The sequence below is a fragment of the Solwaraspora sp. WMMD406 genome, from assembly GCF_029626025.1.
In the GTDB taxonomy this organism is placed as follows: Bacteria; Actinomycetota; Actinomycetes; order Mycobacteriales; family Micromonosporaceae; genus Micromonospora_E.
Window position 1 is genome coordinate 3913491 of record NZ_JARUBF010000001.1, and the last position, 22729, is coordinate 3936219.

The following is a 22729-nucleotide window of genomic DNA, read 5'->3' on the forward strand; positions in this document are numbered from 1 at the left end:
GCCCGCCGCGCCGATACGGCGCGGCGGGCCGGACCGCCGACCACGGGAGCGACATGCACGTTTCGTCCATCCGGCGTCCCCGGTCACCGCGCAAAGTGGTGCTGGGCGCCGTCGGACTGACCGGGTTCCTGATCGTCTGGCAGCTGATCCCGACCCTCGGCCTGGTGAACTCGCAATACCTGCCGTACGTCACCGATGTGCTCGGACGACTCGTCGAAGAGTTCCGTGACCTGGCCTTCTGGCGTCGACTCGGATCCACCATGACCGCCTGGGCGATCGGGCTGGGCGTGGCCACGGTCGCGGCGGTCGCGCTCGGCACGCTCGTCGGCTTGGTGCCGGTCCTGCGCCGGGCCACCCACACGATGGTCGAGTTCCTGCGGCCGATTCCGTCGGTCGCCCTCATCCCGCTGGCCGTACTGCTGTTCGGCATCCAGCTGCAAGCGGCTCTGGTCATCATCATCTACGCCTCGTTCTGGCAGGTGTTCGTGCAGATGATCTACGGCGTCGCCGACGTCGACACGGTCGCCCGCGACACCGCGCGCAGCTTCGACCTCACCCACCGGGAACGCCTGGTCTACCTGGTGCTGCCGACCGCACTGCCGTACCTGATGACCGGGGTCCGGCTGGCCGCAGCGGTCGCGCTCATCCTGGCCATCACCGCCGAGATGGTGATCGGCAACCCCGGCCTCGGCCGCATGATCGAGTTGTCCCGCTCCGCCGGCGACGCCGTCGGGCTCTACGCCTTCGTCGTGGTCACCGGCCTGCTCGGCCTCAGCGTTAACCTGGTCTTCCGGTTCATCGAGCGCCGGACGCTGTCCTGGCACCAGTCGGTACGGGGAGAGGAGGCCCGGTGACCGCGTCCGCCGTACCCGCCGACCGGTCCGTCGCGCGACCCCGGCGCCGGCGCTCCGTCGGTCGGCGGATCGCCGAAAGTCTGCTCTACTCCTTCGGCCTGCCCTTCCTGCTGCTGGTGATCTGGGGGGTGGCGTCGACCTCGTCGTCCAACCGGTTCTTCCCCGGGCCGGTGGAGATCCTCGACGCCTTCGTCGCCACCTGGGTCGGACCCGCGTTCGTCTCCGACGTCCTGCCCAGCCTGTACCGGCTCGCCCTGGGCATCGTCGCCTCGATCGTGCTCGGCATCGCCGCCGGTACGCTGATCGGCCTGTTCCGGTCGCTGCGCGAGCTCCTCGAACCGCTGCTGGAGTTCTTCCGGGCCATCCCGCCGCCGGTGCTGATCCCCATCGCGATGCTGCTGCTGGGCATCACCGACACGATGCGGGTGGTGGTGATCGTCTCCGGGGCGCTGTGGCCGATCCTGCTGAACACGATCGACGGCGTCCGCTCGACCGACTCCGTCATGTCCGAGACCGCCGACTCGTTCCAGATCACCTGGTGGGAGCGACTGTGGTTCCTGGTGCTGCCGGCAGCCAGCCCGCGCATCATGGCCGGCGTCCGCCAAGGACTGTCGGTCGCGCTCATCCTGATGGTGATCTCGGAGATGTTCGCGTCCTCCGCCGGGCTCGGCTACCGAATCGCCTACTTCCAACGCAACTACCTGATCGCCGAGATGTGGAGCGGCATCCTGCTGCTCGGTCTCGTCGGTGTCCTGCTCGCGGTCACCTTCGGTGTCGTCGAGCGGCGTGTGCTGCGCTGGTACCACGGAGCAAGGGAGATCAATCGTGCCTGAGCGGAGCGTCCTGCTGCGGGTCGAGCACCTGCGTAAGGTCTACGAGTCGGCGAACGGCGATGTCGAGGCCATCGGCGACGTCAGCTTCACGATGCACGCCGGCGAACTCGTCTGCATCGTGGGTCCGTCGGGCTGCGGCAAGACGACTCTGCTGAAGTGCCTCGCCGGGCTGCTGCGCCCCACCAGCGGCCACATCGAGATGGACGGGGCGCCGGTCACCGGCCCGAGCCCCGCGATGGCCGTCGTCTTCCAGGAGTACGGCCGCAGTCTTTACCCGTGGTTGACCGTCCGGGGCAACGTCGAACTGCCGCTGCGGCACAAACGGCTGTCCCGGGCACAGCGCGGCAAGCTCGTCACCGACGCCCTCGAAGCGGTGGGCCTGGGCCACGCCGCCCGCAACCACCCCTGGCAGTTGTCCGGCGGCATGCAGCAGCGGGTGGCGATCGCCCGTGCCGTCGCGTACCACCCCGAGGTGCTGATCATGGACGAACCGTTCGCTGCGGTCGACGCCCAGACCCGCGCGGACCTGGAGGATCTGGTCCGGCAGTTGCACACCGACCGCAAGATCTCGATCGTCTTCGTCACCCACGACATCGACGAATCGGTCTACCTGGGCGAGCGGGTACTCGTGTTGTCGACGTCGCCGACCTGGGTCCAGGAGGACCTCACGATCGACCTTCCGGCCGAGCGTGATCAGATAACCACACGGGCGCTACCTCGCTTCACGGAACTCCGGACGCAGATCTACGGCCAGATCCAACGGGCCAAACGTGGCGAGACCGTCACCGGGTGACCGAATCGTCGGACGTCTCGATCGAGGGGGTGCCCCGTGCGCAGCCGTGCACCGAAACAGTTGCTGCTCGCCTTCTTCGGTGAGCACGTCGTCGACGAAGACCCGGGGCCGATCCGGGCCAGCGTCCTGATCGGTGTGCTCGACGGTGCCGGCGTCGCCGCCCCGGCGACCCGGGCCACCCTGGACCGACTCGTGCAGACCGGCGTCCTGGCTCGCAGCAAGCGCGGTAGGGAGATCCTGTTCTCGCTGACCAGGCACGGCGCGGCGGTGCTGCGCGAGGCGACCGAACGGGTCCGGGGACCACGGCCCTTCGACCCGCAGGGCACCGGATGGACGCTGGTCACCTTCACGATCCCCGAGGGCCAACGGACCCTGCGCCACCGGCTGCGATCCACGCTGACCTGGGAAGGATTCGCGCCACTGCGCGACGGGCTGTGGCTCGCCCCCGGCGAGGTCGACCTGGCCGGCTCGCTGGAGCCGCTGCGCCGGGACCTGCCGGCCGGCACCGTCGTCGCCTTCCACGCGCGGGAACTGCCGGAGTTCCCGATTGCCGACAGTGTCCGGTCGGCCTGGGACATCGAGGCCATCCGCCGCGAACATGTCACCTTCATCGACATGTGGGACGACCCGGCGGCGGTGACCGAGGCGGCGAGCGCGCTGACCGTGCGCACCATGCTGGTGGCCGACTGGCTCGCGCTGCTACGGGCGGACCCGAGACTGCCCCGCGAGTTCATGGACGAGCAGTGGCCCGCCGTACGGTCGACCCAGGTCTACCGTCGGATGCACGAACGGCTCGCCGAGTCGTCGGCGGCGGAGTTCGCCAGGCTGGTCGGCGGCTCCGTCACACCTGACCGCCGAACCGGGCCCGCAGATCGGCCTTCCGCACCTTCCCAGATGCGGTCCTCGGCAGCTCGTCGACGATGACCACGTTCTTCGGCATCTTGTAACGCGCGATCCGGCCGTCGAGCTGGCCGCGTACCACGTCGACGTCGATCGTCGCGCCGTCACGGACGGTGAGCACCGCCCACGGAATCTCGCCCCACCGGGGGTCGGGCACCCCGATGACGGCGGCCCCCGTCACCCCGTCGATCTCGGCGAGCAGCAGTTCGAGCTCCGGCGGGTAGATGTTCTCCCCACCCGAGATGATCATGTCCTTGAGGCGGCCGGCGATGTACAGGTAGCCGTCGTCGTCCAGATAGCCGAGGTCGCCGGAGCGGAACCAGCCGTCCGCGCTGAACGCCGCCGCCGTCGCGTCCGGCAGCCGGTGGTAGCCGGCGAACACGTTCGGCCCGGCGATCTCGATCTCGCCGATCGTGCCGGCCGGCGCCGGCGAGCCGTCGCTGTCGCGGATCCGCACGTCGGTGAAGAAGTGCGGCAGCCCGACGCTGCCCTGCTTGGCGGAAGTCATCGCCGGCGGCAGCGCGGTCGCGCCCGGCGACGCCTCGGTCATGCCGTACCCCTGCGAGAAAGACAACCCCCGCTGCTCGTACGCGTCGAGGATCCGTACCGGCACCGCCGATCCGCCGCAGGTGAGCTTCGTCAACGACGACAGATCGGTCGACGACCAGTCCGGATGCTCGGCCATCATCTGGTACGTCGTCGGCACCCCGCTGAGCATCGTCACGCCGTGCCGCTCGATCTGCGCCAGCGCCCGGCCTGGTTCGAAGCCCTTCTCCAGCACGAGCGTCCCGCCCTTGAGGATCACCGGCAACGCACCCATGCCGAGGGATGCGACGTGGAACAGCGGGGAGATCATCAGCGCGACGTCACCGGAGACCACGTCGTAGTCGATGACGCAGTTGATCGCCACCCAGGTCAGGTTGGCGTGGGTCAGCACGGCGCCCTTGGCCCGGCCGGTCGTACCCGAGGTGTAGATGATCGCGGCGGGGTCGTCCATGCCCGCCGGGCACGGTCCGATCTCGCCCGCGTCGCCGGTACCGGCGGCCGAGTCCAGCAACGTCCGCAGTCCCGGTTGGTCGGTGGCGTCCGTCCCGGTGACCACGATCCGCAGCGCCGGCACGCCTCCGGTGGCGGCGGCCACCCGGGGGGTGAACTCCGGATCGTGGATCAGCACCCGCGCGCCACAGTCGGTGAGCACGTGGGCGATCTCCGGGGGCGCCAGTCGGGTGTTGACCGGGACGAAGGCGGCACCGAGCCGCGCCGTACCGAACATCACCAGAAGAAAGTCGGGACTGTTCTCGCCCAGGTAGGCGACGGAGCCGCCGGTACCGACGCCGAGACCTCGCAGCATCGCCGCGACGCGGTCAGCGCCGTCGGCGAATTCGCGGTACGTCATGGTCGACTGGTCGCCCCAGACGAGGGCGGTCCGGTCGGGCGAGGTGAGTCGGCGCTTGGCCAACCAGGCACCAATCCCGTTCTGGTGCATCAGCGTTCTCCTGGTCGTGAAAACGAATCTCCTGGTCAGGGCTGATCTGGTCAGCGGTGTCCGCTCACGCGAGGAAGCGGTACAGGCCGCGCGCGACGACCGCCGGCTTCACGCCGCCCTCGATCTCGACGGTCTGGTCGACCACCAGCTGGTACCCGCCCCGGACCTCGGCGACCTCGGCGACCTCGGCGACGACGGCACGCATCCGCACGCGTGACCCGACGGCGACCGGGGCGGGGAAGCGCACCTTGTCGAGGCCGTAGTTCAGCTTCGTCGCCACACCGGTCACGTCGAGCAACTCCGTCCAGAACGGGACGGTCAGCGAGAGGCTGAGGAACCCGTGGGCGATCGGCCCGCCGAACGGCCCGTCCTTCGCCCGTACGGGATCGACGTGGATCCACTGGTGGTCGTCGGTCGCGTCGGCGAACAGGTTCACCTGTTCCTGGGTGACCGTCCGGTACTCGGTGTAACCGAGGTCGGTGCCGGCGAGACCGGCGAGCTGGTCGTAGGCGATGGTCGTGGTCATGGCGTTCCTTTCTCTCGCCGCCCGGTCGTCTGGTCGCCCGGTGTTCCCGTCACCCGGCCAGGCGCAGAAGGCGGACGGCGTTGTGCTTGACGATCCCGGGGAGCACCTCGGGCTTGAGATCGGTGCTCTCGACGTCACGCAGCCAGCGGTCCGGGGTGAGCAGCGGGTAGTCGGTGCCGAACAGCACCCGGTCCTTCAGCATCGAGTTGGCGTAACGCACCAGCTCGGCGGGGAAGTACTTCGGGCTCCAGCCGGACAGGTCGATCCAGGTGTTGGGTTTGTGGGTCGCCACCGACAGCGCCTCGTCCTGCCAGGGCACCGACGGGTGGGCCATGATGATCTGCAGGTCCGGGAAGCTGGCGGCGATCGGGTCGAGCCGCATCGGGTTGGACAGGTCCAGACGCAGTCCGTAGCCGCCGGGCAGCCCCGCCCCGATCCCGGTCTGGCCGGTGTGGAAAAGGGCCGGCACGCCGGCCTTGGCGATCAGGCCCCACAGCGGCGCGTACCGCTCGTCGCCGGGATCGAAGCCCTGCACCGTCGGATGGAACTTGAATCCGCGTACGCCCTCGTCGTCGACCAGCCGGGCGGCGGCCTCCAGGGCCGCGTCGCCGGTGCGCGGGTCGACCGAGCCGAACGGGATGAGCACGTCGGCGTGGTCGGCGGCGGCCCGGGCGATCTCGACGCTGGACAACGGCGGATGCCGCAGCTGGGTACGCGCGTCGACGGTGAACACGACGGCCGCCATCCGCCGTTCGCGGTAGTACCCCGCGATCGCGTCGATCGCCGGCCGGGGACCGTCGGTGCGGAAGTACTTGGACGCGGCGGCCACCAGCGGCTCCGGTAGCGACGCGTGGCCGTGGTCGTCGACTTCGATGTGGACGTGGACGTCGATCGCGGTGATCGCGTCGACGTCGATCGCGGACTGGTACATGTGGGGTGACCTCGGGCTAGCGGTTCAGGAGGTGGCCGGCGGGGATCACGAGGCAGCCGGCTGGAACTCCTCGGGGAGTTCCGGAAAGCGCTCACCGACGCTCTGCAACGCACCAGCGAACTCGGTCGGCCAGTCGGCGACCAGCGCCTCGTAGGTCCAGCCCCCCTCGCGGTAGGCGGTCGTCGCGGCCTCCGGGTGGGTCCAGATCTGGATCCGGTCACCCCCGACCCCGATCACCTGACCGGTCACCTCGGCGGCCGCGTCGGAGCCGAGGAAGGCGACGAGGCCGGCCACGTCGTCGGCGGTGCCGAAACCGAGGTCGTGCCGGAAGAAGGCCGGCATCGGCCCGCCCTGCGCGTCGGCGCGCACCGCTGCGGCGAAGTAGGGCACGGTGGCCGTCATCGCGGTCGCCGCGACGGGTACGACCGTGTTGGCGGTGATGCCGGCCCGCTTCAACTCCAGCGCCCAGGTCCGGACCATTCCGACGATGCCCGCCTTGGCCGCCGCGTAGTTGGTCTGTCCGAAGTTGCCCCGCTGGCCGGTGGGGGAGCCGACGCAGATGATCCGGCCGCCGTCGCCGGCCTGACGCATGTGCCGTACCGCCTCGCGCACGGTGGTGAAGGTGCCGCGCAGGTGCACGTCGATGACGGTGTCGAAGTCGTCGTCGCTCATCTTCCAGAGCACCGTGTCGCGTAGGACGCCGGCGTTGGTGACTACGATGTCGAGCCGACCGAAGCTGTCGACCGCCGCGGTGACCAGAGCCTGCGCGGTCTCGGTGGGACCGACCGGCGCCACCACCGCGACGGCCCGTCCACCGGCGGCCTCGATCGCCGCGACCGCTTGGGCGGCCGTGTCGGCGTCGACGTCGTTGACCACGACGCTGGCGCCCTGGCGGGCCAACTGCTGGGCGTAGGCCAGGCCGAGACCTCGCCCGGAGCCGGTGACGATGGCGACTTTGCCGTCCAGAGACATCGGGAACTCCTTCGCGTCGAAGCCGATCGGACCATGAACCGTTGATAATGTCAATTATTGGCGTTGCCTGCTACCATCGTCGCCATGCCTGCGAGCGAGAAGCCCCGGCACGCCGGTGCCGGCGGCCTGCGGGACAGCGTTCTCGGCGCGGATCTCGTCTTTCTGCTCGCCCGGGCCAACGCGCTCACCCTCGCCGCGGCGAACACCGCGCTGGCCGAGCACGGGCTCAAAGCCCGGTCCTACTCGGTGCTCGCGCTGGCCGCCGACGACGCCCGCCCCACCCAACGGGAGCTGGCCGAATTTCTCCGGCTCGACCCGAGCCAGGTGGTCGCCGTGATCGACGACCTGGAACGGCGCCGGTTGGTCGCCCGCCACACTGATCCGGCCGACCGGCGGGCCAACGTCCTGGTGGCGACCGACGCCGGCCGGGCCCTGTTCGCCCGGGCCCAGGAGTCCGCCCGTGCCGTGGAACGTGGGCTGCTCGCACCCGTGACCCCCGAGGACCATCAGCGGCTTGCCGAGTTCCTCCGACTGCTGGCCTTTCCCTCCTGACGCACCGCCTTTCCCGCCTGACGCACCGGCCCCGTCTCAGCGCCGTCCGGCGTACCGGCCGACCGGCCCGGTCACCGCCCGGGAGATCGCCCGTCCCGCCGCCTGCACCAGCGGAGCCAGCGCCACCGGATCGGCCCGGTCGTACGCCACCACCAGGGAGATCGCCGCCAGCACGCCCTCCGACAGCCGCAGACCGATCCGGTCGCCGTCGAGTCGGCTCTGCGACAGTGGGAACCGCCGGTGTACGCACCGGTCGGCCAGGGCCACAGCCGTCCCGGCCTCGGTGCGGTAGAGCACGAGCGGCTCGCCGAGCACGGTACGGGCGAGCAGGTGCCGGCCGACCTCGTCGTTGTACGCGGCCACGTACCACTGGTTGCGCGCGAACGGCATGCGACTGACCTCCTGACGGTGATGGATGACAGCGGTGGGGTGGTCGCATGGTCCCGCGCCACTAACGAGACCGGGACCCTGGCTTTCACTCAGTGGAACGTCACTGAGCGGGAGCCAGGGTCCCGGTCGTCGTCCGCCGTCGGCGAGGTGTCGCGGCGAGGTGTCGAAGCGCTATCGACGGAATCGGGTCGATCCGCTATCTGATCTCAGTGGTGGTCCACCGCCGCGAAGCGTTGGTGACCGGTACGGTCGGCCCGACCAGGGTGGTCCGTCCCTGCGCCAACCGGTGCTCGCTGGTACCCACCCAGATGTCCACCTCACCCGGCTCGACCACCCGGGTCATGGTGCGGTCGGCGAAGGCCAGCCGGGTGGTCGGCACCGTCAACTCGACCGTGACCGACTGACCCGGCGCGAGGTGCACCCGGCGGTAGCCGAGGAGCTGCGCCACCGGGCGGGTCACCGAGGCGACCAGGTCGTGGCCGTAGAGCTGGACCACCTCGTCACCGGCCACCGACCCGGTGTTCGTCACCCGTACGGTCGCCACCAGTGCCCCGTCGCTGGGCACCGTCGCCGGCACGGTCAGCTCCGCGTAGGCGAACGTGGTGTACGACAGGCCGTGGCCGAACGCCGCCGGTGGGGTCACCGACAGGTTGGTGACCTCGTTCCCCTCGCCGAGGGCCGGGTGCAGGTAGGAGTACGGTTGGGCGCCTGCCGACCGGGGCAGGCTGACCGGCAGCCGCCCGGACGGGTTGATCCGCCCGGAAAGCACTCCGGCGACCGCCCCGGCACCTTCCTCACCGGGGAAGAACGCCTGCACCACGGCGGCGCACCCGTCGAGCGCCCAGCCGATCGCGTAGGGCCGACCGGTGAGCAGCACCAGCACCACGGGAGTGCCGGTCGCCAGCACGGCCTCGACGAGGTCGCGCTGCACTCCGGGCAGCTCCAGGTCGTCGGTGTCGCAGCCCTCGCCGACGGTGCCGCGCCCGAACAGGCCGGCCTGGTCACCGACGACCAGTACGGCGACGTCGGCGGCGGAAGCGGTGGCGACGGCGTCGGCGAAGCCGGACCGGTCGGGGTCGTCGACGCCGCAGCCGCGCGCCCAGCTGACCCGGTCGGTGCCGAACTCGGCCCGCACCGCGTCGAGAACGGTCGGTACCTCGATCCCGGCTTCCACCCCCGGATGCTGCGGCAGCACGTGGTTGACGAACGAGTAGCAGCCGAACATGGCGTTGACCAGGTCGGCGTTGGGTCCGATCACGGCAATCGCGCGACCGGCGGGCAGCGGGAGGGTGTCACGGTTGGTGACCAGAACGACGGACCGTTCCGCGAGGCGGCGGGCGATCGCCCGGTGTTCGGCCGAGTCGAGGTCGATGTCGCGGGGCGGCTCGTCGGTGAAGGTGGCGTCGAGCAGCCCGAGGTCCTGCTTCTGGCGCAGGAGCCGCAGCACCGCCCGGTCGAGGAGCGCCTCGTCGACCCTTCCGGCGCGCACCGCCGCCGGCAGCCGCAGATAGGCGTCGCCGGTCGGCAGTTCGATGTCGACCCCGGCGGTCAGCGCCTGAACCGCCGCGTCGGTATGGTCCTCGGCGACGTGGTGCAGCAGGTGGAGGAACGCCACCCCGAAGTAGTCCGCCACGACCACCCCGTCGAAGCCCCAACGGTCCCGCAGCAGGCCGGTGAGCATCGCCGGGTCGGCGGCGACCGGGACCCCGTCGATCTCGGCGTACGAGTGCATCACCGAGCGGGCGCCGCCGTCGAGCAGTGCCATCTCGAACGGGGTCAGCAGCACGTCGGCGACCTCCCGGGGGCCTGCGTGCACCGGGGCGAAGTTACGGCCCGCGCGCGAGGCGGAGTAGCCGACGAAGTGTTTCAGGGTGGCGTGCACACCCTGCGACTGCAGCCCCCGGATGTACGCGGTGCCGATGGTGCCGACCAGATAGGGATCTTCGGAGATGCACTCCTCGACCCGGCCCCAGCGCGGGTCGCGGATCACGTCGAGCACCGGCGCGAGGCCCTGGTGCACGCCGAGCGCGCGCATCGACGCGCCGATCGCCTGCGCCATCTCGGTGACCAGGTCGGGATCGAAGGCGGCCCCCCACGCCAGTGGTGTCGGGTAGGAGGCAGCCTGCCACGCGGAGAGACCGGTCAGGCACTCCTCGTGGACGATCGCCGGGATGCCGAGCCTGGTTCTCGCCACCAGTTCGGACTGGAAGTTCCACAGCCAGGCGGCGCGTGCCGCCGGGTCGACGGGACGGGTGCCGTACACCCGGGTGAGGTGGCCGAGGCCGTGCCGGGAGAAGTCCTCCAGACCGAAGCTTTCGCCGAACTCGCCCTGCAGCGGGGCGACGGCCTCGCCGTCCTCCTTCTCCCAGAACCCGACCAGCTGCGCGATCTTCTCCTCGACCGTCATCCGGTCGAGCAGGTCCCGCACGCGCGCCTCGCCGTCGAGCCCGTCAGGCCGGTCGGGTCCTCCGGGCTGGTCGTGGCGCGGACCAGCCTGTCCCGGCGCGCCCCCGTCCACCGTCGCGCGGACCTCAGTCATCCTGTGCCTTCCCTTGTTGTGCGTGTGCCACGTTCGTCGCGCGCACGCCGCGTCGTCGTACCGAAGGGGTCAGCCCTTGACGGCACCCTGCAGGCCCCCGACGATCTGCTTCTCCGCGATCGTGAAGAAGATCAACGCCGGCAGCATCGCCATCGAGGTGAAGGCGAGGATTCCGGCGGTGTCGGAGGTGTACTGGCTGGAGAAATTCTGCACGCCCAGCGGCAGGGTGTGCAGGTTGGCGTCACCGAGGACGAGCAGGGGCAGGAGGAACGCGTTCCAGCTGGTCACGAACGCGAGGATCCCGACCGTGACGAGCGCCGGACGCGACAGCGGCAGCATGATGCGCCACAGGAAACCGAGCCGGCCGGTGCCGTCGATCGCCGCCGCGTCTTCCAACTCCCGGGGTACGGCGGTCAGGAAGGGCCGCAGGATCACGATCGTCAGGGGTAGCGCGAAGGCGATCTGCGGGAGGATCACCGCGAAATAGGAGTTGATCAGGTTCATGTCGCGCAACATCAGGTAGAGCGGCAGGATCGCCGCACCAGCCGGGAAGAGCAGCCCGAGGGTGAAGAAGGTGTACAGCACCTCCCGGCCACGGAAGGTGTACCGCGCGAGTACGAACGCGGCGCACAGTCCCAACGTCACGACCCCGAACGTCGTACCGAAGGCGACCACCGCGCTGTTGAACACCTGCTGCCAGAAGCCACTCTGGGTGAGTACCCGGACGTAGTTGTCGGCGACCCACGGATCGGGCAGCGCGGCCGGGTCGGCGATGATCTGCGGGGTGGTACGGAAGCCGCCGATGATCACGTAGATCACGGGGGCGATCGATGCCCCGGCCACCACGAGAGCCAGGGCGTAGGTCAGCGGATTGCCCCACGACGAGTCCCGGCGGCGCTTGCGGGACGCGGCGGCGATGGCGGTTGTGGTCACGGTCAGTTTCTCCTTCCGGTCACTGCGCCCTCGATGTCCCGACGGAGGAGGAACCGCTGGAACAGCAGCGCCGCGATGAACGAGATCACGAAGAGGATCACGGCGATCGCGTTGCCGTAGCCCCACAGCCGGGCGAAGAAGCCATTGTCGACCATGTAGGTCGCCATGGTCGCCGAGGCACCCAACGACCGTACCGCCGGCACCGAGGTCACCCAGATCACGTCGAAGACCTGCAACGATCCGATCATCGACAGGAACATCCAGATCCGGATCGTCGGCCCCAGCAGCGGCAGGGTGATGTGGCGTTGGATCTGCCACCAGCCGGCGCCGTCGATCTCGGCCGCCTCGGTCAACTCGGGAGGCACATTGGATAGACCGGCGAGCAGGAGGATGATCGCGAAGCCGACGTACTTCCAGGTGAGGACGAACAGCAGGGTCCAGATCACCAGGTCGAGATCGGCGAGCCACGGCCGGACGAGGGCGCCGAGGCCGATCGATTGCAGGAAGGCGTCGGTGGTGCCGCCGTCGGTCAGCAGCAGCTTCCACATGATGCCCGCCGTCACCTCGGCGAGCACGTAGGGTACGAAGACCAGCAGCCGGAACACCGTACGGCCGCGGAAGGGCCGGTTGAGCAGCAGTGCGATGCCCAGCGCGATCGGACCCTGGATCAGCAGCGATCCGACCACGATGAACGCGTTGTTGCGCAACGCGTCGCGGAAGATCGGGTCCTGGAAGGCGAGGATGTAGTTGTTGAGGCCCACGAAGTCGGTGGGCGGCCCGACTCCGCGCCAACGGAACAGGCTGTAGTAGAACGCGAAGCCCATCGGGACCAGGACGAACACCACGTAGACGATGATCGCGGGTGTGGTGAGTCCGATGATCTCGTACCACTTGCGTCGGGTCTCGGTCGCGCGGGAGGAACGCTGCCTCCTCGCGTGCCGGACCCCCGCCGGTGGCGCGGTCGCGCCGCCGGCGGGGTTCTGGTTGTGGCTGATCGTCGTCACTTGCTTGCGGCCGCCTTCATTGCCGTGACGACGTCTTCAGGCGAGCCGTTGCCCGCGAAGATCGCGACGATCGCGTCGTTCATCGCGTTGCCGACCGTGCTACCGAAGGCCGTGTCCAACCAGAGCTGGACGTAGCTCGCGTCGGTCGTCGCCTCCAGGATCGACTGGAGCGCGGGGTCGGTCACGGCCGCCGCCGCCTCGGGAGCCACCGGCAGGCCGGTACCGGTCTCGGCGTAGCCCTGCTGCACCTCGGGGCTGACGATGTACTTGAGGAACTCGACGCACTCGGCCGGGGCCTGTTCGGCGCAGGCGAAGCCGTCGCCACCGCCGAGGGCCGCCGACGGGTCACCGGCGGAACCGGAGATCGCCGGTACGGGGAACCAGCCGATGAAGCCGGCGAGCTCCTCCGGATCGGAGGCGACGGTGTCCAAGGTGCCCCGGTTCCAGTCGCCCATCAGCTCCATGGCGGCCAGACCGTTGGCGAGCAGGCCGTTGGCGCTGGTCGGGTCGTTCTGGCCCGGCGTCGCGATGAAGTTCTCCTGGAAGGGCTCGGTCTCGATGAAGTCCTGCAGGTCCTCACCGGCCTTCACCCAGCACGGGTCGTCGAAGTTGAGTTCGGTGGACGCCGCCCGCAAGGTGTCCGGAGAGCAGGCACGCAGGGCGAAGTTGTACCACCAGTGCGCGGCGGGCCACTTGTCACCGGCACCCAGGGCGATCGGGACGACGTTGATTGCCTTGAGCTTGGTGACGGCGTCGTTGAGCTCGTCGAAGGTGGTCGGTGGCGCGTCGATGCCGGCCTGTGCGAACAGGTCCTTGTTGTACCAGATGCCTTCGATGCCCATCCGGTACGGCAGACCGTACTGCCGGCCGTCGGCCTGCCAGATCTCCACCGAGGAGCCGATGTTCTCGACCTCGGCCTGGACCTGGTCGGTGATGTCCTTCAGGTAACCGGCCTCTGCCTGTTCGCGCAGCTCGCCGCCGCCCCAGGCCTGGAAGATGTCTGGGGGGTCGTTGCTCAGCAGGGCGGCGGGGAGCCGGGTGCGCTGGAGCTGGTTGGTCTCGATCCCCTCGATCTCGATCGTGACCGTGGGGTGGAGCGCGGAGAAGTCGGCGGCGACCTTCTCCCAGTAGTCCTTGCCGGGTCCGTCCTGGGAGGCGTTGTGCCACCAGGTGAGGGTCACCGGGTTCTCGTACAGCTCGCCCTCGGGCTCGCTGCTGTCGCCGCTGGTGCAGCCGGCGGCCAGGAGGGTGCCGGTCATAAAGAGCGCTAGGACGGCGCCTGCGCGGCGCGGAATCGCCATCATGTTTCTCCTCGACTACTCAGTCGCGGTGCTTGGCCTGACGGCGAGTTTTACAGCCATGTAACGCGGTGTCAATCGGTATCGATAACGTTTTCGGCTCGGCCCTGCCGGGTCGCCACGGCGCCCTCTATCATCGTCGACGTGGCGTTCCCGCAGCGTGTCAAGATGTCGGACGTGGCCCGCGCGGCCGGCGTCTCGGTGGCGACTGTATCGAAGGTCGTCAACGGTCGGTACGGGGTGGCTCAGGCGACCGTCGACCGGGTGCGCGACGTCATCCGCCAGCTCGGGTACGAGGCGAGTCTGGGTGCGCAGAGCCTGCGCAGCCACCGGACGAACGTCCTGGGCATCCTCGTGGCCGAGTTCGAGCCCTTCTCCACCGAGCTGCTCAAAGGCGCCTCCAAGGAGGTAGCCGGTACCGGCTACCAGTTGCTCGCGTACTCCGGCGGAGACGGTGACGGCGCGGCCATCGGCTGGGAACGCCGATCGCTGGCCCGGCTCTCCGGCACCCTCATCGACGGGGCCGTGATCGTGACACCGACGGTGGTCGAGACGAAGCAGGGCTTCCACGTGGTGGCGGTCGACCCGCACACCGGACCCTCCGGCCTGCCGACCGTCGACTCCGACAACTACGCCGGTGCCATCCTCGCGACCAACTACCTGCTCTCCCTCGGCCACCGCCGGATCGCGCACATCAGCGGCCGGACCGACCTGGAATCGTCCCGGCTACGGGAGGCGGGCTTCCGCCAGGCGATGGCCGACGCCGGCGTACCGGTGAACGAGACCCTCGTGCGCGTCGGTGGATTCCGGATCGAGAGCGCCGCCGGCACCGCCGCCGAACTACTCACCCTGCCCGAGCCGCCGACCGCCATCTTCGCCGGTAACGACCTCTCGGCGATCTCCACGCTGACCGTCGCCCGGGAGATGGGTCTGACGGTGCCCGACGACCTTTCCGTGATCGGATTCGACAACATCCCGGAGTCGGCACTGGTCAACCCGCCGTTGACCACGATCATGCAGCCCCTGCAGCAGATGGGCGCCGAGGCGTTGCGCCTGCTCGTCGACCTGATCGCCGGAGTCGACCGGGACACCCACATCCGGCTGCCGACCGAACTGGTCGTCCGCGCCTCGTGCCGTCCGCTGCACCGACCGATCGGCGAGAACCTGTCCGCTCCGCCCGCCGTACCGGTTTCCCCCGCCGTACCCGCTCCGGCCGCACCCGAACCGACCGGCACGCCGGTGTCCGCCGCGGCGACCGCTCCGGCCGCCGCCACCCCGATCACGACGACCTGAGCGCCGGCCCGCGCGGCGATGGCGTGATCCGCTCTGTCGGCGCGGGCCGCCGGGGTAACTGGTCGAACGTGGACAGCAGGCTAGATCGGGAAGCGGCCGCGGCGCCACTGCCAGTGGCGGCCGGCGGTCAGGTGGTCGACGACCGCGCGTTGCAGCACGGTGCGCCGAGGCAGCTCATCGAGGGGCGTGGTCAGGGTCCGGAACACGAACCGCAGCACCTCGACGTCGGCGTCCAACCCGTCCGGCTCCTCGTACGGCTCCAACTCGAACCGGCGCTGGAACCGCACGATGTTGGAGTCCTCGGGCAGGTACTCCCGCAGTTGCGGGTCGAGCAGCCAGGACCCACAGGCGAACGCCGTGTACGGTTCGTCGGGGAAGTGGCGGGGAAAGAACGCGCGTGCCGTGTCGAGTGACGCGGTGACGGCTTCCGGGGTTAGCGGCCCCGTGTCGGGGATGTGCAGGTCGATGGCGGTGCCACCGCGGTGGTGCTGCAGCCGGCCCAGCTCGTAGAGGCCGCCGCGTACGTGTAGCGTCAGCCAGGCCTGCATCACCGGCCAGCCCTCGCCGTGCATCCGTCGGTCGACGGCGAGGTTGCGGCCGAGGTCCGCGAGGGTCGTCCACGACACGGTGTCGGCGATGCCGTGGGCGCGGTGGTACGGCCGGACGACGTCGACCAGCGCCAGGTACGCGTACGTGTAGAGGTGTCGCCAGGCGGGACCCCGCTCGCGCGGCAGCTCCGGGCCGGGCGTCAGCCAGCCGTGGCCACCGAGATCGGCCCGGACCAGTGCGATCGTACGGTCCAGCAGCCAGCGCAGCTCCGGGGTCCACAGCGGCGAGTCGGGGTCGGGCCAACCGGCCATGATCTCGGCGGCGTCGTCCGCCGGCACGGCGAGCCGGTGCAGGATCGCCGGTGCGTCGGCCCGGGCCGGTAGCGGAGCCGAGGGCCGGTCACCGGCGAGCTGGTGTACCCGCTCGACGTCCGCGACGGGCACCCCGAGCCGGGCGGCGGTCGCGTCCAGATCCACCCGAACGACGCTACCGGATGCCGTGACGACATCTCACGAACAACGGAGCCACGCGTCTCGGCGGGCAGGCTGCCAACTGCCGGCCCGCCGAGACGCGCGACTCAGTACACGTCGCGGACGTAGCGTTTCTCGGCCGCTAGCTGCTTGAGCCAGGCCTGGGCGGCGTCTGGCTCGAGCCGCCCGTGGGCCGTGGCGATGTCGCGCAGGACGTCGTCGACGTCGCGGGCCATCCGGCGGGCGTCGCCACACACGTACAGGTGTGCCCCGTCCCGCAACCATCTCCACAACTGGGCACCGTGTTCCCGCATCCGGTCCTGCACGTAGACCTTGGTGCGCTGGTCGCGGGGGAACGCCAGGTCGAGGCGGGTGAGTACACCGTCGGCACGCAACGCGGCGAGTTCGTCCGCGTAGTAGAAGTCGGTGGCCTGGCGTTGTTCACCGAAGAACAACCAGTTGTCGCCGGTGGCACCAACAGCCTGCCGTTCCTGCAGGAAGCCGAGAAACGGGGCGATTCCGGTGCCCGGCCCGGCCATGATCATCGCGGTGGCGGGATCCGCAGGGGGCCGGAAGTGTGGTGTCCGCGCGACGAAGACTCGGACGGGGGTGTCGGGTGCGGCGTCGGCGAGGAAGGCGGAGCAGACGCCTTTGCGTGGGCGCCCGTGGTGGTTGTCGAAGCGGACGACGGAGACGGTGAGGCTGACCGCCGCAGGGCTGGTCAGTGGGGTGGAGGAAATCGAATACCGGCGAGGCTGGAGGCGGCTGAGGACGGTAGCCCACTCGGTGGCGGTGGCGCGGACGGGCCACTCGGCGACGACGTCGATGGCTTGTCGTCCCCACGTCCACTTGGCGAGCTCACCGGTGTTGTCGGGGCGCAGCAGCGTTTTCAGCTGGGGGTCGCCGGTGTGTTCGGCGACGAATCGCAGCAGGCCGCCGGTGATCCGGGTGATGTCGAGATGCTGACGCAGTGCTTCGGCGAGCGGGGTGGGTCCGAGGTCGGGTATCTCGATCGGGTCGTCGGGTCGCAAGCCTGTGATGGCGAGCCATTCGTCGACCAGGCCGGGGCCGTTGGTGGGCCAGACGCCGAGTGCGTCGCCGACCTGGTATGCCAGCTCGCCGCCGGTGTCGAAGGTGAACCGGCGAACGTCCTTGGCAGAGCCGGGCCGACTCAGCCGGTGGTTTCCGGTGAGGACGGCGGTGAGCGGGTGCGTCTTCGTCGCGGCGATCGGTGTGCCGGCCCGCGTCGGCCGCTGGCCGGTCGCCGAACCGGAACGGGGTACGGCCGAACCGGAACGGGGTACGGTCGCCGGTGTGGTGGTGGGCCGGGGCGGGGTGGTCAGCGCGGCGAGGACTTGGTCGAGCCAGGCGTTGGCGGTGGATTCGTAGTCGGGTTCGCAGTCGGCGCGGTCGTTGAGGCGGATGCCGCCGAGCTCGGCGAGGCGGGCGTCGAGTCGGCGGCCGTGACCGCAGAAGTCGGCGTAGCTGGAATCACCGAAGGCGAGTACCGCGTAGCGACGCCCGTCCAGCCGGGGCGGGCTGTCGCCGGTGAGCGACCGCCAGAAGGCGTCGCCGTTGTCGGGGGCGTCCCCGTCGCCGAAGGTGCTGGTGACCAGGAGCAGATCCGCCGCGGCTCCGAGCGCGTCGGTGGCGGTGGTGTCCATGGCGCGCAGGACGGGTCGCAGGCCGGCGTCGGTGAGTCGGGCGGCGACGGTTCGGGCGAACTCCTCGGCGGTGCCGGTCTGCGATGCCCACAGCACGTGGACCTCACGGGCGTCCCGGGTGGTCGGCTGGTCGATGATCGACGCGGCTGAATCCCTGCCGGCCAGTGGCGTGGTCTGGGCGTACGTCGCGGCCAGCAGACCGTTGAGCCAGTGTCGGGTGTCGGCGTCGAACGGTGCCGTCGGCGGGAGCACCGGTGCCGTACCTGCGGGTGGTGTGGCGAGCGCCGTCAGGAAGCCGGCCAGGTAGTGGCGCTGCCCGTCGGACAGTGGTGGTGGGGTGAGGTCGAGTCCGAGGATGCCACGTACCGCCGCCGCCGGTGTCGTCTCGGCCGGTGTCGTCTCGGCCGGCGGGAGCGCCCTGGTCGGGACGGGCACCGGCGCGGGTACGGCGGGCGCGGCGACCCGGCTCAGCGTGACGGCGCAGACCTTCAGCTCCGGTTGGAAGGAGATCGGGTCGACGGCGTCGTTGGTGACGGCGTTGATGCTGAGATATTCGCCGAACAGGTCGTTCCAGTGGAACGGGGCGAAGCAGCCGCCCGCCATCACCCGGTCGGTGACCACTGCGGGCAGCACGGCGCGGCCCCGGCGGGAGGCGACCTCGACGTGGTCGCCGTCGACGATCGCCAGCGCCCGTGCGTCGACCGGGCTGATTTCGACGAACGGGCGGGGGTTGAGCTTGTTCAGCTTCGCCAGCTTGCCGGTCTTGGTCATCGTGTGCCACTGATGCTGCAGACGGCCGGCGTTGAGCACGAACGGGAAGTCGTCGTCGGGCAGTTCGGCGGCGGGCAGATGCGGGCGGGCGAAGAACACCGCCCGGCCGTTTGCCGTAGCGAAATTCAACCGTGGTCGGGTGCCGTCTGGGCGGATCCGTACGGGCTGGTTGACGCCGTCGTTGAGGTAGCGGATCGGATTGCGGCGGTGGCAACCGGCCGGGGCCGGCCACTGCACGGGGCCGTCGGCGAGCCGTTCGTAGCTGACGCCGCGTAGGTCGTACCCGGTCTGCGGGTTGGCGAACTGCTGGATCTCGGCGAAGATCTCGGCGGCACTGGTGTAGGTGAACGCGTCGGCGTACCCCATCTCACAGGCGACTCTGGCGATCAACTCCCAGTCCGGCAGCGCCTGTCCCGGCGGGTCGACGACGGGGCGGACCTGGGTGAGGTTCCGCTCCGAGTTGATCATGATGCCGTCGGTCTCCGACCACATCGCCGCCGGCAGCACGATGTCGGCGTACGCGTTGGTCTCGGTGTCGGCGAACGCGTCCTGGGTGACGACGAACTCGGCCGTCTCGAGCGCTTGGATGACGATCTTCCGGTTGCCCACCGAGGCCACCGGGTTGGTGCAGATGATCCAGCAGGCCTTGATCCGGCCCTCCGCCATCTGGGAGAACAGGTCCACGGTGCCCGTGCCGACCTCGGTTCGCAGTGTTCCGGCGGGTATGCCCCAGGCGTTCTCGACGAACGCGCGGTCCGGCGCGACGAGCACCGAGCGTTGGCCGGGCAGGCCGGGACCCATGTAGCCCATCTCCCGGCCGCCCATGGCGTTGGGCTGCCCGGTGAGCGAGAACGGGCCCGAGCCGGGTCGGCAGATCGCGCCGGTGGCCAGGTGCAGGTTGATCAGTGCGTTGGTGTTCCAGGTGCCGTGGGTGGACTGGTTGAGGCCCATCGTCCAGCAACTCATCCAGTTCTCGGCCGACCCGATCAGTTCGGCGGCCCGCCGCAGGTCGGCCTCGGGGACACCGGTGATCTCGGCGACCCTGTCCGGCGGATAGTCGGCCAGGAACTCCGGCATCGCCTCCCAACCGTCGGTGTGCTCGGCGATGAACTCCTCGTCGAGGCGTCCGGCGGAGGCGATCAGGTGCAGCAGACCGTTGAGCAGAGCCAGGTCGGTGCCGGGGCGGACCGGCAGGTACAGGTCGGCCTTGTCAGCGGTGGCGGTACGGCGCGGATCGACGACAATCAACGTCGCGCCGGCCTTGACCCGGTCGAGCAGGCGCAGGAACAGGATCGGATGGCAGTCGGCCATGTTCGCGCCGATGACGAGGAACACGTCGGCGTGATCGAAGTCGTCGTACGAGCCGGGCGGGCCGTCCGCGCCGAGCGACAGCTTGTAGCCGGTGCCGGCGCTGGCCATGCACAGCCGCGAGTTCGACTCGATCTGGTTGGTCCCGATGAACCCCTTGGCGAGCTTGTTGCTGAGGTACTGCGCCTCGAGGGTCATCTGCCCGGAGACGTAGAGGGCGACCGCGTCCGGGCCGTGGGTGTCGACGACCGCCCGTAGCCGCCGGGCGGTCTCGGTGATCGCGGTGTCCACGTCCCGATCCACCGGTGTCGCGCCGCGCTCCTCGCGGACCTTGGCGGTCGCCAGCCGGCCTGCGGCGGCGAGCAGATCCGCGCTGGTCGCACCCTTGGTGCACAACCGGCCCGCGTTCGCGGGATGGGCCCGGTCACCGCTGGCCCGGACGACCTTGCGGTTGCCGTCCGGGCCACGGCCGATGTCCAGGACGATGCCGCAACCGACACCACAGTACGAGCAGACGGTCCGGACCTGCGTCACGTCGCCCTCGCCGGTCACCCGCACCCCCGACAAATTCGGCCTACGCCGACGGTCACGGTGGCGGCGCGTCCCCGACGCTAGAACCACGTGGTTACCGCGGGATCACAGACCCTGGACGTACCGCGTTACCGCACTCCCACATCGCGGCGACGCCGGGATGTGAGGCGGGGACCAAAGGCCAGGCGTACTCGTGACCTTCGCCGGCGGTGGCCGCTGGCGTCCTGGCGGAGAGTAGCTGACATCGACCAGTACGGCGGTGTCGGCGCCGGACCGCCCCACCGCCGTCCCCGTGGCGACCACACGAGCGGACAGTGGGCAAGCAGAGCCGGGACAGGGCTCGCGCGCTGCGCGACGCGCGGACCGCGATCGCCGCTCAGCGCAGGCGCGGGCGCGGGCACCGGTGGGCGTACGCGGGCGGCGGTGTGGTGATCGCCGCGCTGGTCGTGGCGATCGCGGTGACCCCTGGTGAACGCGGCGAGCCGCGACTCAGGCAGCGTCCCGGCGGACGCGTCGCAGCGGCCGGCGCTCGCCACCACGGCGGGCTCGCTGTCCGCCGGTGACCCGGCGGCCGAGGTCGAACTCGAGGTGTTCCTGGACTACATGTGCCCGTTCTGCGGCCGCTTCGAGCGGGCCAACGGCGACGAGATCGCCCGGCTGGTCCGGGCGGGCACCGTACGCCTGGAGCTGTATCCACTGTCGTTCCTGAATGGAGTATCCGCCGGCAGTGAATACTCCACCCGGGCGGCGAACGCGGTGGCGACCGTGGCGGACCGCGCACCGGACCAGTTCCTCGCGTTCCACCAGGCGCTGTTCGAGCAGCAGCCCGACGAGGGCACCGAGCGGTGATCAGCTGTGGCACGGTGGGCGGTTCGTGGCAGGCGCAGCTGTTCGGCTTTCCGAACGCATTCCTCGGGCTGGTCGCGGAACCGGTGGTGATCACCATTTCGGTCGCCGCGCTGGCCGGGGGTCCGGTTCCCGCGATGGTTCATGTTCACGGCGCAGGCCGTCTACACCCTGGGCGTGATCTTCGCCTACTGGCTGTTCCAGCAGTCCATGTTCGTCATCGGCGCGCTCTGCCCGTGGTGCCTGTTGGTGACCGTCTCCCACCACCTTCGTGTTCGTCACCCTGACACACGTCAACATCCGCGACGGCAACCTCTATCTGCCGCCGCGCTGGCAACGCTTCGCGATCCGGTTCATCGATGCCGATCTCGACGTGTTGGCGGTGACCATCTGGATCCTCGTCCTGATCCTGGCCGTGGTGTCGACGTACGGCAGCACGCTGCTGTCGTAGCCGCGCCCGCCGGTGCCCGGTCTCCGCCGGTGCCCGGTCTCACCGTCGCGGGTCGGCGGTGCGGGGTCGGGCGCCGGCGACGAACCCGTCGAGTGCCGGGCCGTGCAGCACACCACCGGGTACGGGATCGCGCAGCGCCCGTACCGCCAGGCGTGCGACGGGCAGCCGATCCGGCTGTCGTGCCGCGACGAGCACCACGTTGCCGTACCGCCGGCCACGGAGCATCCGTCGGTCGGCGACGACGCACACGTCGGCGTAGACCGCCCGCAGGGTCGCCACCTGCACCCGGGTGGCGACCAGCGGCGGCAGGTCGGTGACGTTGACCAGGTGGACGCCGTCCGGTCGGAGTACCCGGCCCACCTCGGCGGCGAAGTCGACGGTGGCCACGTGCGTCGGCATCCGAGCGGCCTGGTAGATGTCGGCGAGCACCAGGTCGTACGCGTCGGCGGGTGCGGCGGCGACCGCCTCCCGTGCGTCGGCGACGTGAACCTCGACTCCGGCTGGTCGGGGTGGCAGGTCGCGGGCCGCCAGGTCGACCACGGCCGGGTCCCGTTCCACCACGACCTGCGCCGAGCCCGGCCGGGTCGCGGCGACGTAGCGCGGCAGCGTCAGCGCGCCGCCACCCAGATGCAGCACATCCAGCGGAGCGCCGGCCGGTGCCGCGACATCGATGACCACGGCCATCCGGCGGACGTATTCGAAATGCAGATAGGTGGGATCGGCGACATCGACGTACGACTGCTCGACCCCGCCGGCGAGCAGCGTACGGCCGGTGGGCCGGGCCGGGTCGACGACCAGCTCGATCCGGTCGGCGGGCGTCCGCATGGCCAGCAGG

At 70.2% G+C, this 22729-nt stretch carries 20 protein-coding genes; 8 read left to right on the plus strand and 12 right to left on the minus strand.

Annotation, left to right across the window (positions count from 1 at the left end; all coding sequences use genetic code 11):
• Window positions 1–53: 53 nt before the first annotated feature.
• The 4 genes from O7632_RS17195 to O7632_RS17210 are packed head-to-tail and all read left to right on the plus strand — an operon-like array spanning window position 54 to window position 3404.
• Entirely contained in the window at window positions 54–854 is an 801-nt protein-coding gene (locus O7632_RS17195) for an ABC transporter permease (protein ID WP_278115573.1), read from the plus strand.
• Window positions 851–1687 carry an ABC transporter permease gene (locus O7632_RS17200; protein WP_278115575.1) on the plus strand — a complete coding sequence of 279 codons (837 nt, stop codon included), beginning with the start codon at window positions 851–853 and terminating at the stop codon, window positions 1685–1687. Before O7632_RS17195 ends, O7632_RS17200 begins: the two co-directional genes overlap by 4 nt.
• Entirely contained in the window at window positions 1680–2480 is an 801-nt protein-coding gene (locus O7632_RS17205) for an ABC transporter ATP-binding protein (RefSeq protein WP_278115576.1), read from the plus strand. The genes O7632_RS17200 and O7632_RS17205 overlap by 8 nt, the downstream gene beginning before the upstream one ends.
• Before the next feature lie 36 nt (window positions 2481–2516).
• On the plus strand, window positions 2517–3404 hold the full coding sequence (locus tag O7632_RS17210; protein ID WP_278115578.1) for a PaaX family transcriptional regulator C-terminal domain-containing protein: 888 nt from the start codon (window positions 2517–2519) through the stop codon (window positions 3402–3404).
• Here O7632_RS17210 and O7632_RS17215 read toward each other — a convergent pair.
• The 4 genes from O7632_RS17215 to O7632_RS17230 all read right to left on the minus strand — a co-directional run bounded on the left by O7632_RS17215 (window position 3322) and on the right by O7632_RS17230 (window position 7295).
• The gene (locus O7632_RS17215; RefSeq protein WP_278115580.1) at window positions 3322–4866 is read right to left on the minus strand and encodes a long-chain fatty acid--CoA ligase; all 1545 of its coding nucleotides are present in this window, start codon (window positions 4864–4866) and stop codon (window positions 3322–3324) included. The two genes, O7632_RS17210 and O7632_RS17215, sit on opposite strands and share 83 nt — an antisense overlap.
• A gap of 64 nt (window positions 4867–4930) precedes the next feature.
• A complete protein-coding gene (locus O7632_RS17220; RefSeq protein WP_278115582.1) occupies window positions 4931–5392 on the minus strand; it encodes a MaoC family dehydratase in 462 nt (153 codons plus the stop codon).
• 49 nt (window positions 5393–5441) lie between these two features.
• Window positions 5442–6323 (minus strand): amidohydrolase family protein, encoded by an 882-nt coding sequence (locus tag O7632_RS17225; protein WP_278115583.1) that lies wholly within the window; start codon window positions 6321–6323, stop codon window positions 5442–5444.
• Window positions 6324–6368: 45 nt separating this feature from the next.
• On the minus strand, window positions 6369–7295 hold the full coding sequence (locus O7632_RS17230; RefSeq protein WP_278115584.1) for an SDR family NAD(P)-dependent oxidoreductase: 927 nt from the start codon (window positions 7293–7295) through the stop codon (window positions 6369–6371).
• A gap of 84 nt (window positions 7296–7379) precedes the next feature.
• On the opposite strand from O7632_RS17230, the gene O7632_RS17235 reads away from it, so the two are divergent.
• Window positions 7380–7847 (plus strand): MarR family winged helix-turn-helix transcriptional regulator, encoded by a 468-nt coding sequence (locus O7632_RS17235; RefSeq protein ID WP_278115586.1) that lies wholly within the window; start codon window positions 7380–7382, stop codon window positions 7845–7847.
• Between the two features lie 36 nt (window positions 7848–7883).
• Here the strand turns inward: O7632_RS17235 and O7632_RS17240 are convergent, their stop codons facing one another.
• From O7632_RS17240 to O7632_RS17260, 5 genes are all read right to left on the minus strand, one after another.
• Window positions 7884–8237 (minus strand): Rieske 2Fe-2S domain-containing protein, encoded by a 354-nt coding sequence (locus O7632_RS17240; protein WP_278115587.1) that lies wholly within the window; start codon window positions 8235–8237, stop codon window positions 7884–7886.
• 196 nt (window positions 8238–8433) lie between these two features.
• The gene (locus O7632_RS17245; protein WP_278115589.1) at window positions 8434–10776 is read right to left on the minus strand and encodes a glycoside hydrolase family 3 N-terminal domain-containing protein; all 2343 of its coding nucleotides are present in this window, start codon (window positions 10774–10776) and stop codon (window positions 8434–8436) included.
• Between the two features lie 69 nt (window positions 10777–10845).
• Window positions 10846–11694, minus strand: coding sequence for a carbohydrate ABC transporter permease (locus O7632_RS17250; protein ID WP_278120126.1), 849 nt, complete (start codon window positions 11692–11694; stop codon window positions 10846–10848).
• 17 nt (window positions 11695–11711) lie between these two features.
• Complete coding sequence (locus O7632_RS17255; protein WP_278115591.1) at window positions 11712–12713, minus strand: sugar ABC transporter permease; 1002 nt, start codon at window positions 12711–12713, stop codon at window positions 11712–11714.
• Window positions 12710–13972, minus strand: a complete 1263-nt coding sequence (locus O7632_RS17260) for an extracellular solute-binding protein (RefSeq protein ID WP_278115592.1) — start codon at window positions 13970–13972, stop codon at window positions 12710–12712. Before O7632_RS17260 ends, O7632_RS17255 begins: the two co-directional genes overlap by 4 nt.
• 183 nt (window positions 13973–14155) lie before the next feature.
• On the opposite strand from O7632_RS17260, the gene O7632_RS17265 reads away from it, so the two are divergent.
• Complete coding sequence (locus O7632_RS17265) at window positions 14156–15304, plus strand: LacI family DNA-binding transcriptional regulator (protein WP_278115594.1); 1149 nt, start codon at window positions 14156–14158, stop codon at window positions 15302–15304.
• A gap of 80 nt (window positions 15305–15384) precedes the next feature.
• Here the strand turns inward: O7632_RS17265 and O7632_RS17270 are convergent, their stop codons facing one another.
• The gene (locus O7632_RS17270; protein WP_278115596.1) at window positions 15385–16329 is read right to left on the minus strand and encodes an acyltransferase domain-containing protein; all 945 of its coding nucleotides are present in this window, start codon (window positions 16327–16329) and stop codon (window positions 15385–15387) included.
• A 101-nt stretch (window positions 16330–16430) separates the two neighbouring features.
• Entirely contained in the window at window positions 16431–20600 is a 4170-nt protein-coding gene (locus O7632_RS17275) for a bifunctional nitrate reductase/sulfite reductase flavoprotein subunit alpha (RefSeq protein WP_278115598.1), read from the minus strand.
• A gap of 465 nt (window positions 20601–21065) precedes the next feature.
• Here O7632_RS17275 and O7632_RS17280 point away from each other — a divergent pair, with 465 nt between their 5' ends.
• Both O7632_RS17280 and O7632_RS17285 read left to right on the plus strand, forming a co-directional pair.
• Window positions 21066–21446 carry a thioredoxin domain-containing protein gene (locus tag O7632_RS17280; protein WP_278115599.1) on the plus strand — a complete coding sequence of 127 codons (381 nt, stop codon included), beginning with the start codon at window positions 21066–21068 and terminating at the stop codon, window positions 21444–21446.
• A gap of 268 nt (window positions 21447–21714) precedes the next feature.
• Entirely contained in the window at window positions 21715–21894 is a 180-nt protein-coding gene (locus O7632_RS17285; protein ID WP_278115601.1) for a hypothetical protein, read from the plus strand.
• Between the two features lie 39 nt (window positions 21895–21933).
• Here O7632_RS17285 and O7632_RS17290 read toward each other — a convergent pair whose 3' ends face one another.
• A complete protein-coding gene (locus O7632_RS17290) occupies window positions 21934–22719 on the minus strand; it encodes a fused MFS/spermidine synthase (RefSeq protein WP_278115603.1) in 786 nt (261 codons plus the stop codon).
• Window positions 22720–22729: the final 10 nt, after the last annotated feature.

Excerpts from the sequence above, each read along its gene's own strand:
- O7632_RS17195 (WP_278115573.1), top strand. The coding sequence starts at position 54 with ATGCACGTTTCGTCCATCCGGCGTCCCCGGTCACCGCGCAAAGTGGTG.
- O7632_RS17215 (WP_278115580.1), bottom strand. The coding sequence starts at position 4,866 with ATGCACCAGAACGGGATTGGTGCCTGGTTGGCCAAGCGCCGACTCACC.
- O7632_RS17220 (WP_278115582.1), bottom strand. The coding sequence starts at position 5,392 with ATGACCACGACCATCGCCTACGACCAGCTCGCCGGTCTCGCCGGCACC.
- O7632_RS17225 (WP_278115583.1), bottom strand. The coding sequence starts at position 6,323 with ATGTACCAGTCCGCGATCGACGTCGACGCGATCACCGCGATCGACGTC.
- O7632_RS17230 (WP_278115584.1), bottom strand. The coding sequence starts at position 7,295 with ATGTCTCTGGACGGCAAAGTCGCCATCGTCACCGGCTCCGGGCGAGGT.
- O7632_RS17235 (WP_278115586.1), top strand. The coding sequence starts at position 7,380 with ATGCCTGCGAGCGAGAAGCCCCGGCACGCCGGTGCCGGCGGCCTGCGG.
- O7632_RS17240 (WP_278115587.1), bottom strand. The coding sequence starts at position 8,237 with ATGCCGTTCGCGCGCAACCAGTGGTACGTGGCCGCGTACAACGACGAG.
- O7632_RS17245 (WP_278115589.1), bottom strand. The coding sequence starts at position 10,776 with ATGACTGAGGTCCGCGCGACGGTGGACGGGGGCGCGCCGGGACAGGCT.
- O7632_RS17260 (WP_278115592.1), bottom strand. The coding sequence starts at position 13,972 with ATGACCGGCACCCTCCTGGCCGCCGGCTGCACCAGCGGCGACAGCAGC.
- O7632_RS17290 (WP_278115603.1), bottom strand. The coding sequence starts at position 22,719 with ATGCGGACGCCCGCCGACCGGATCGAGCTGGTCGTCGACCCGGCCCGG.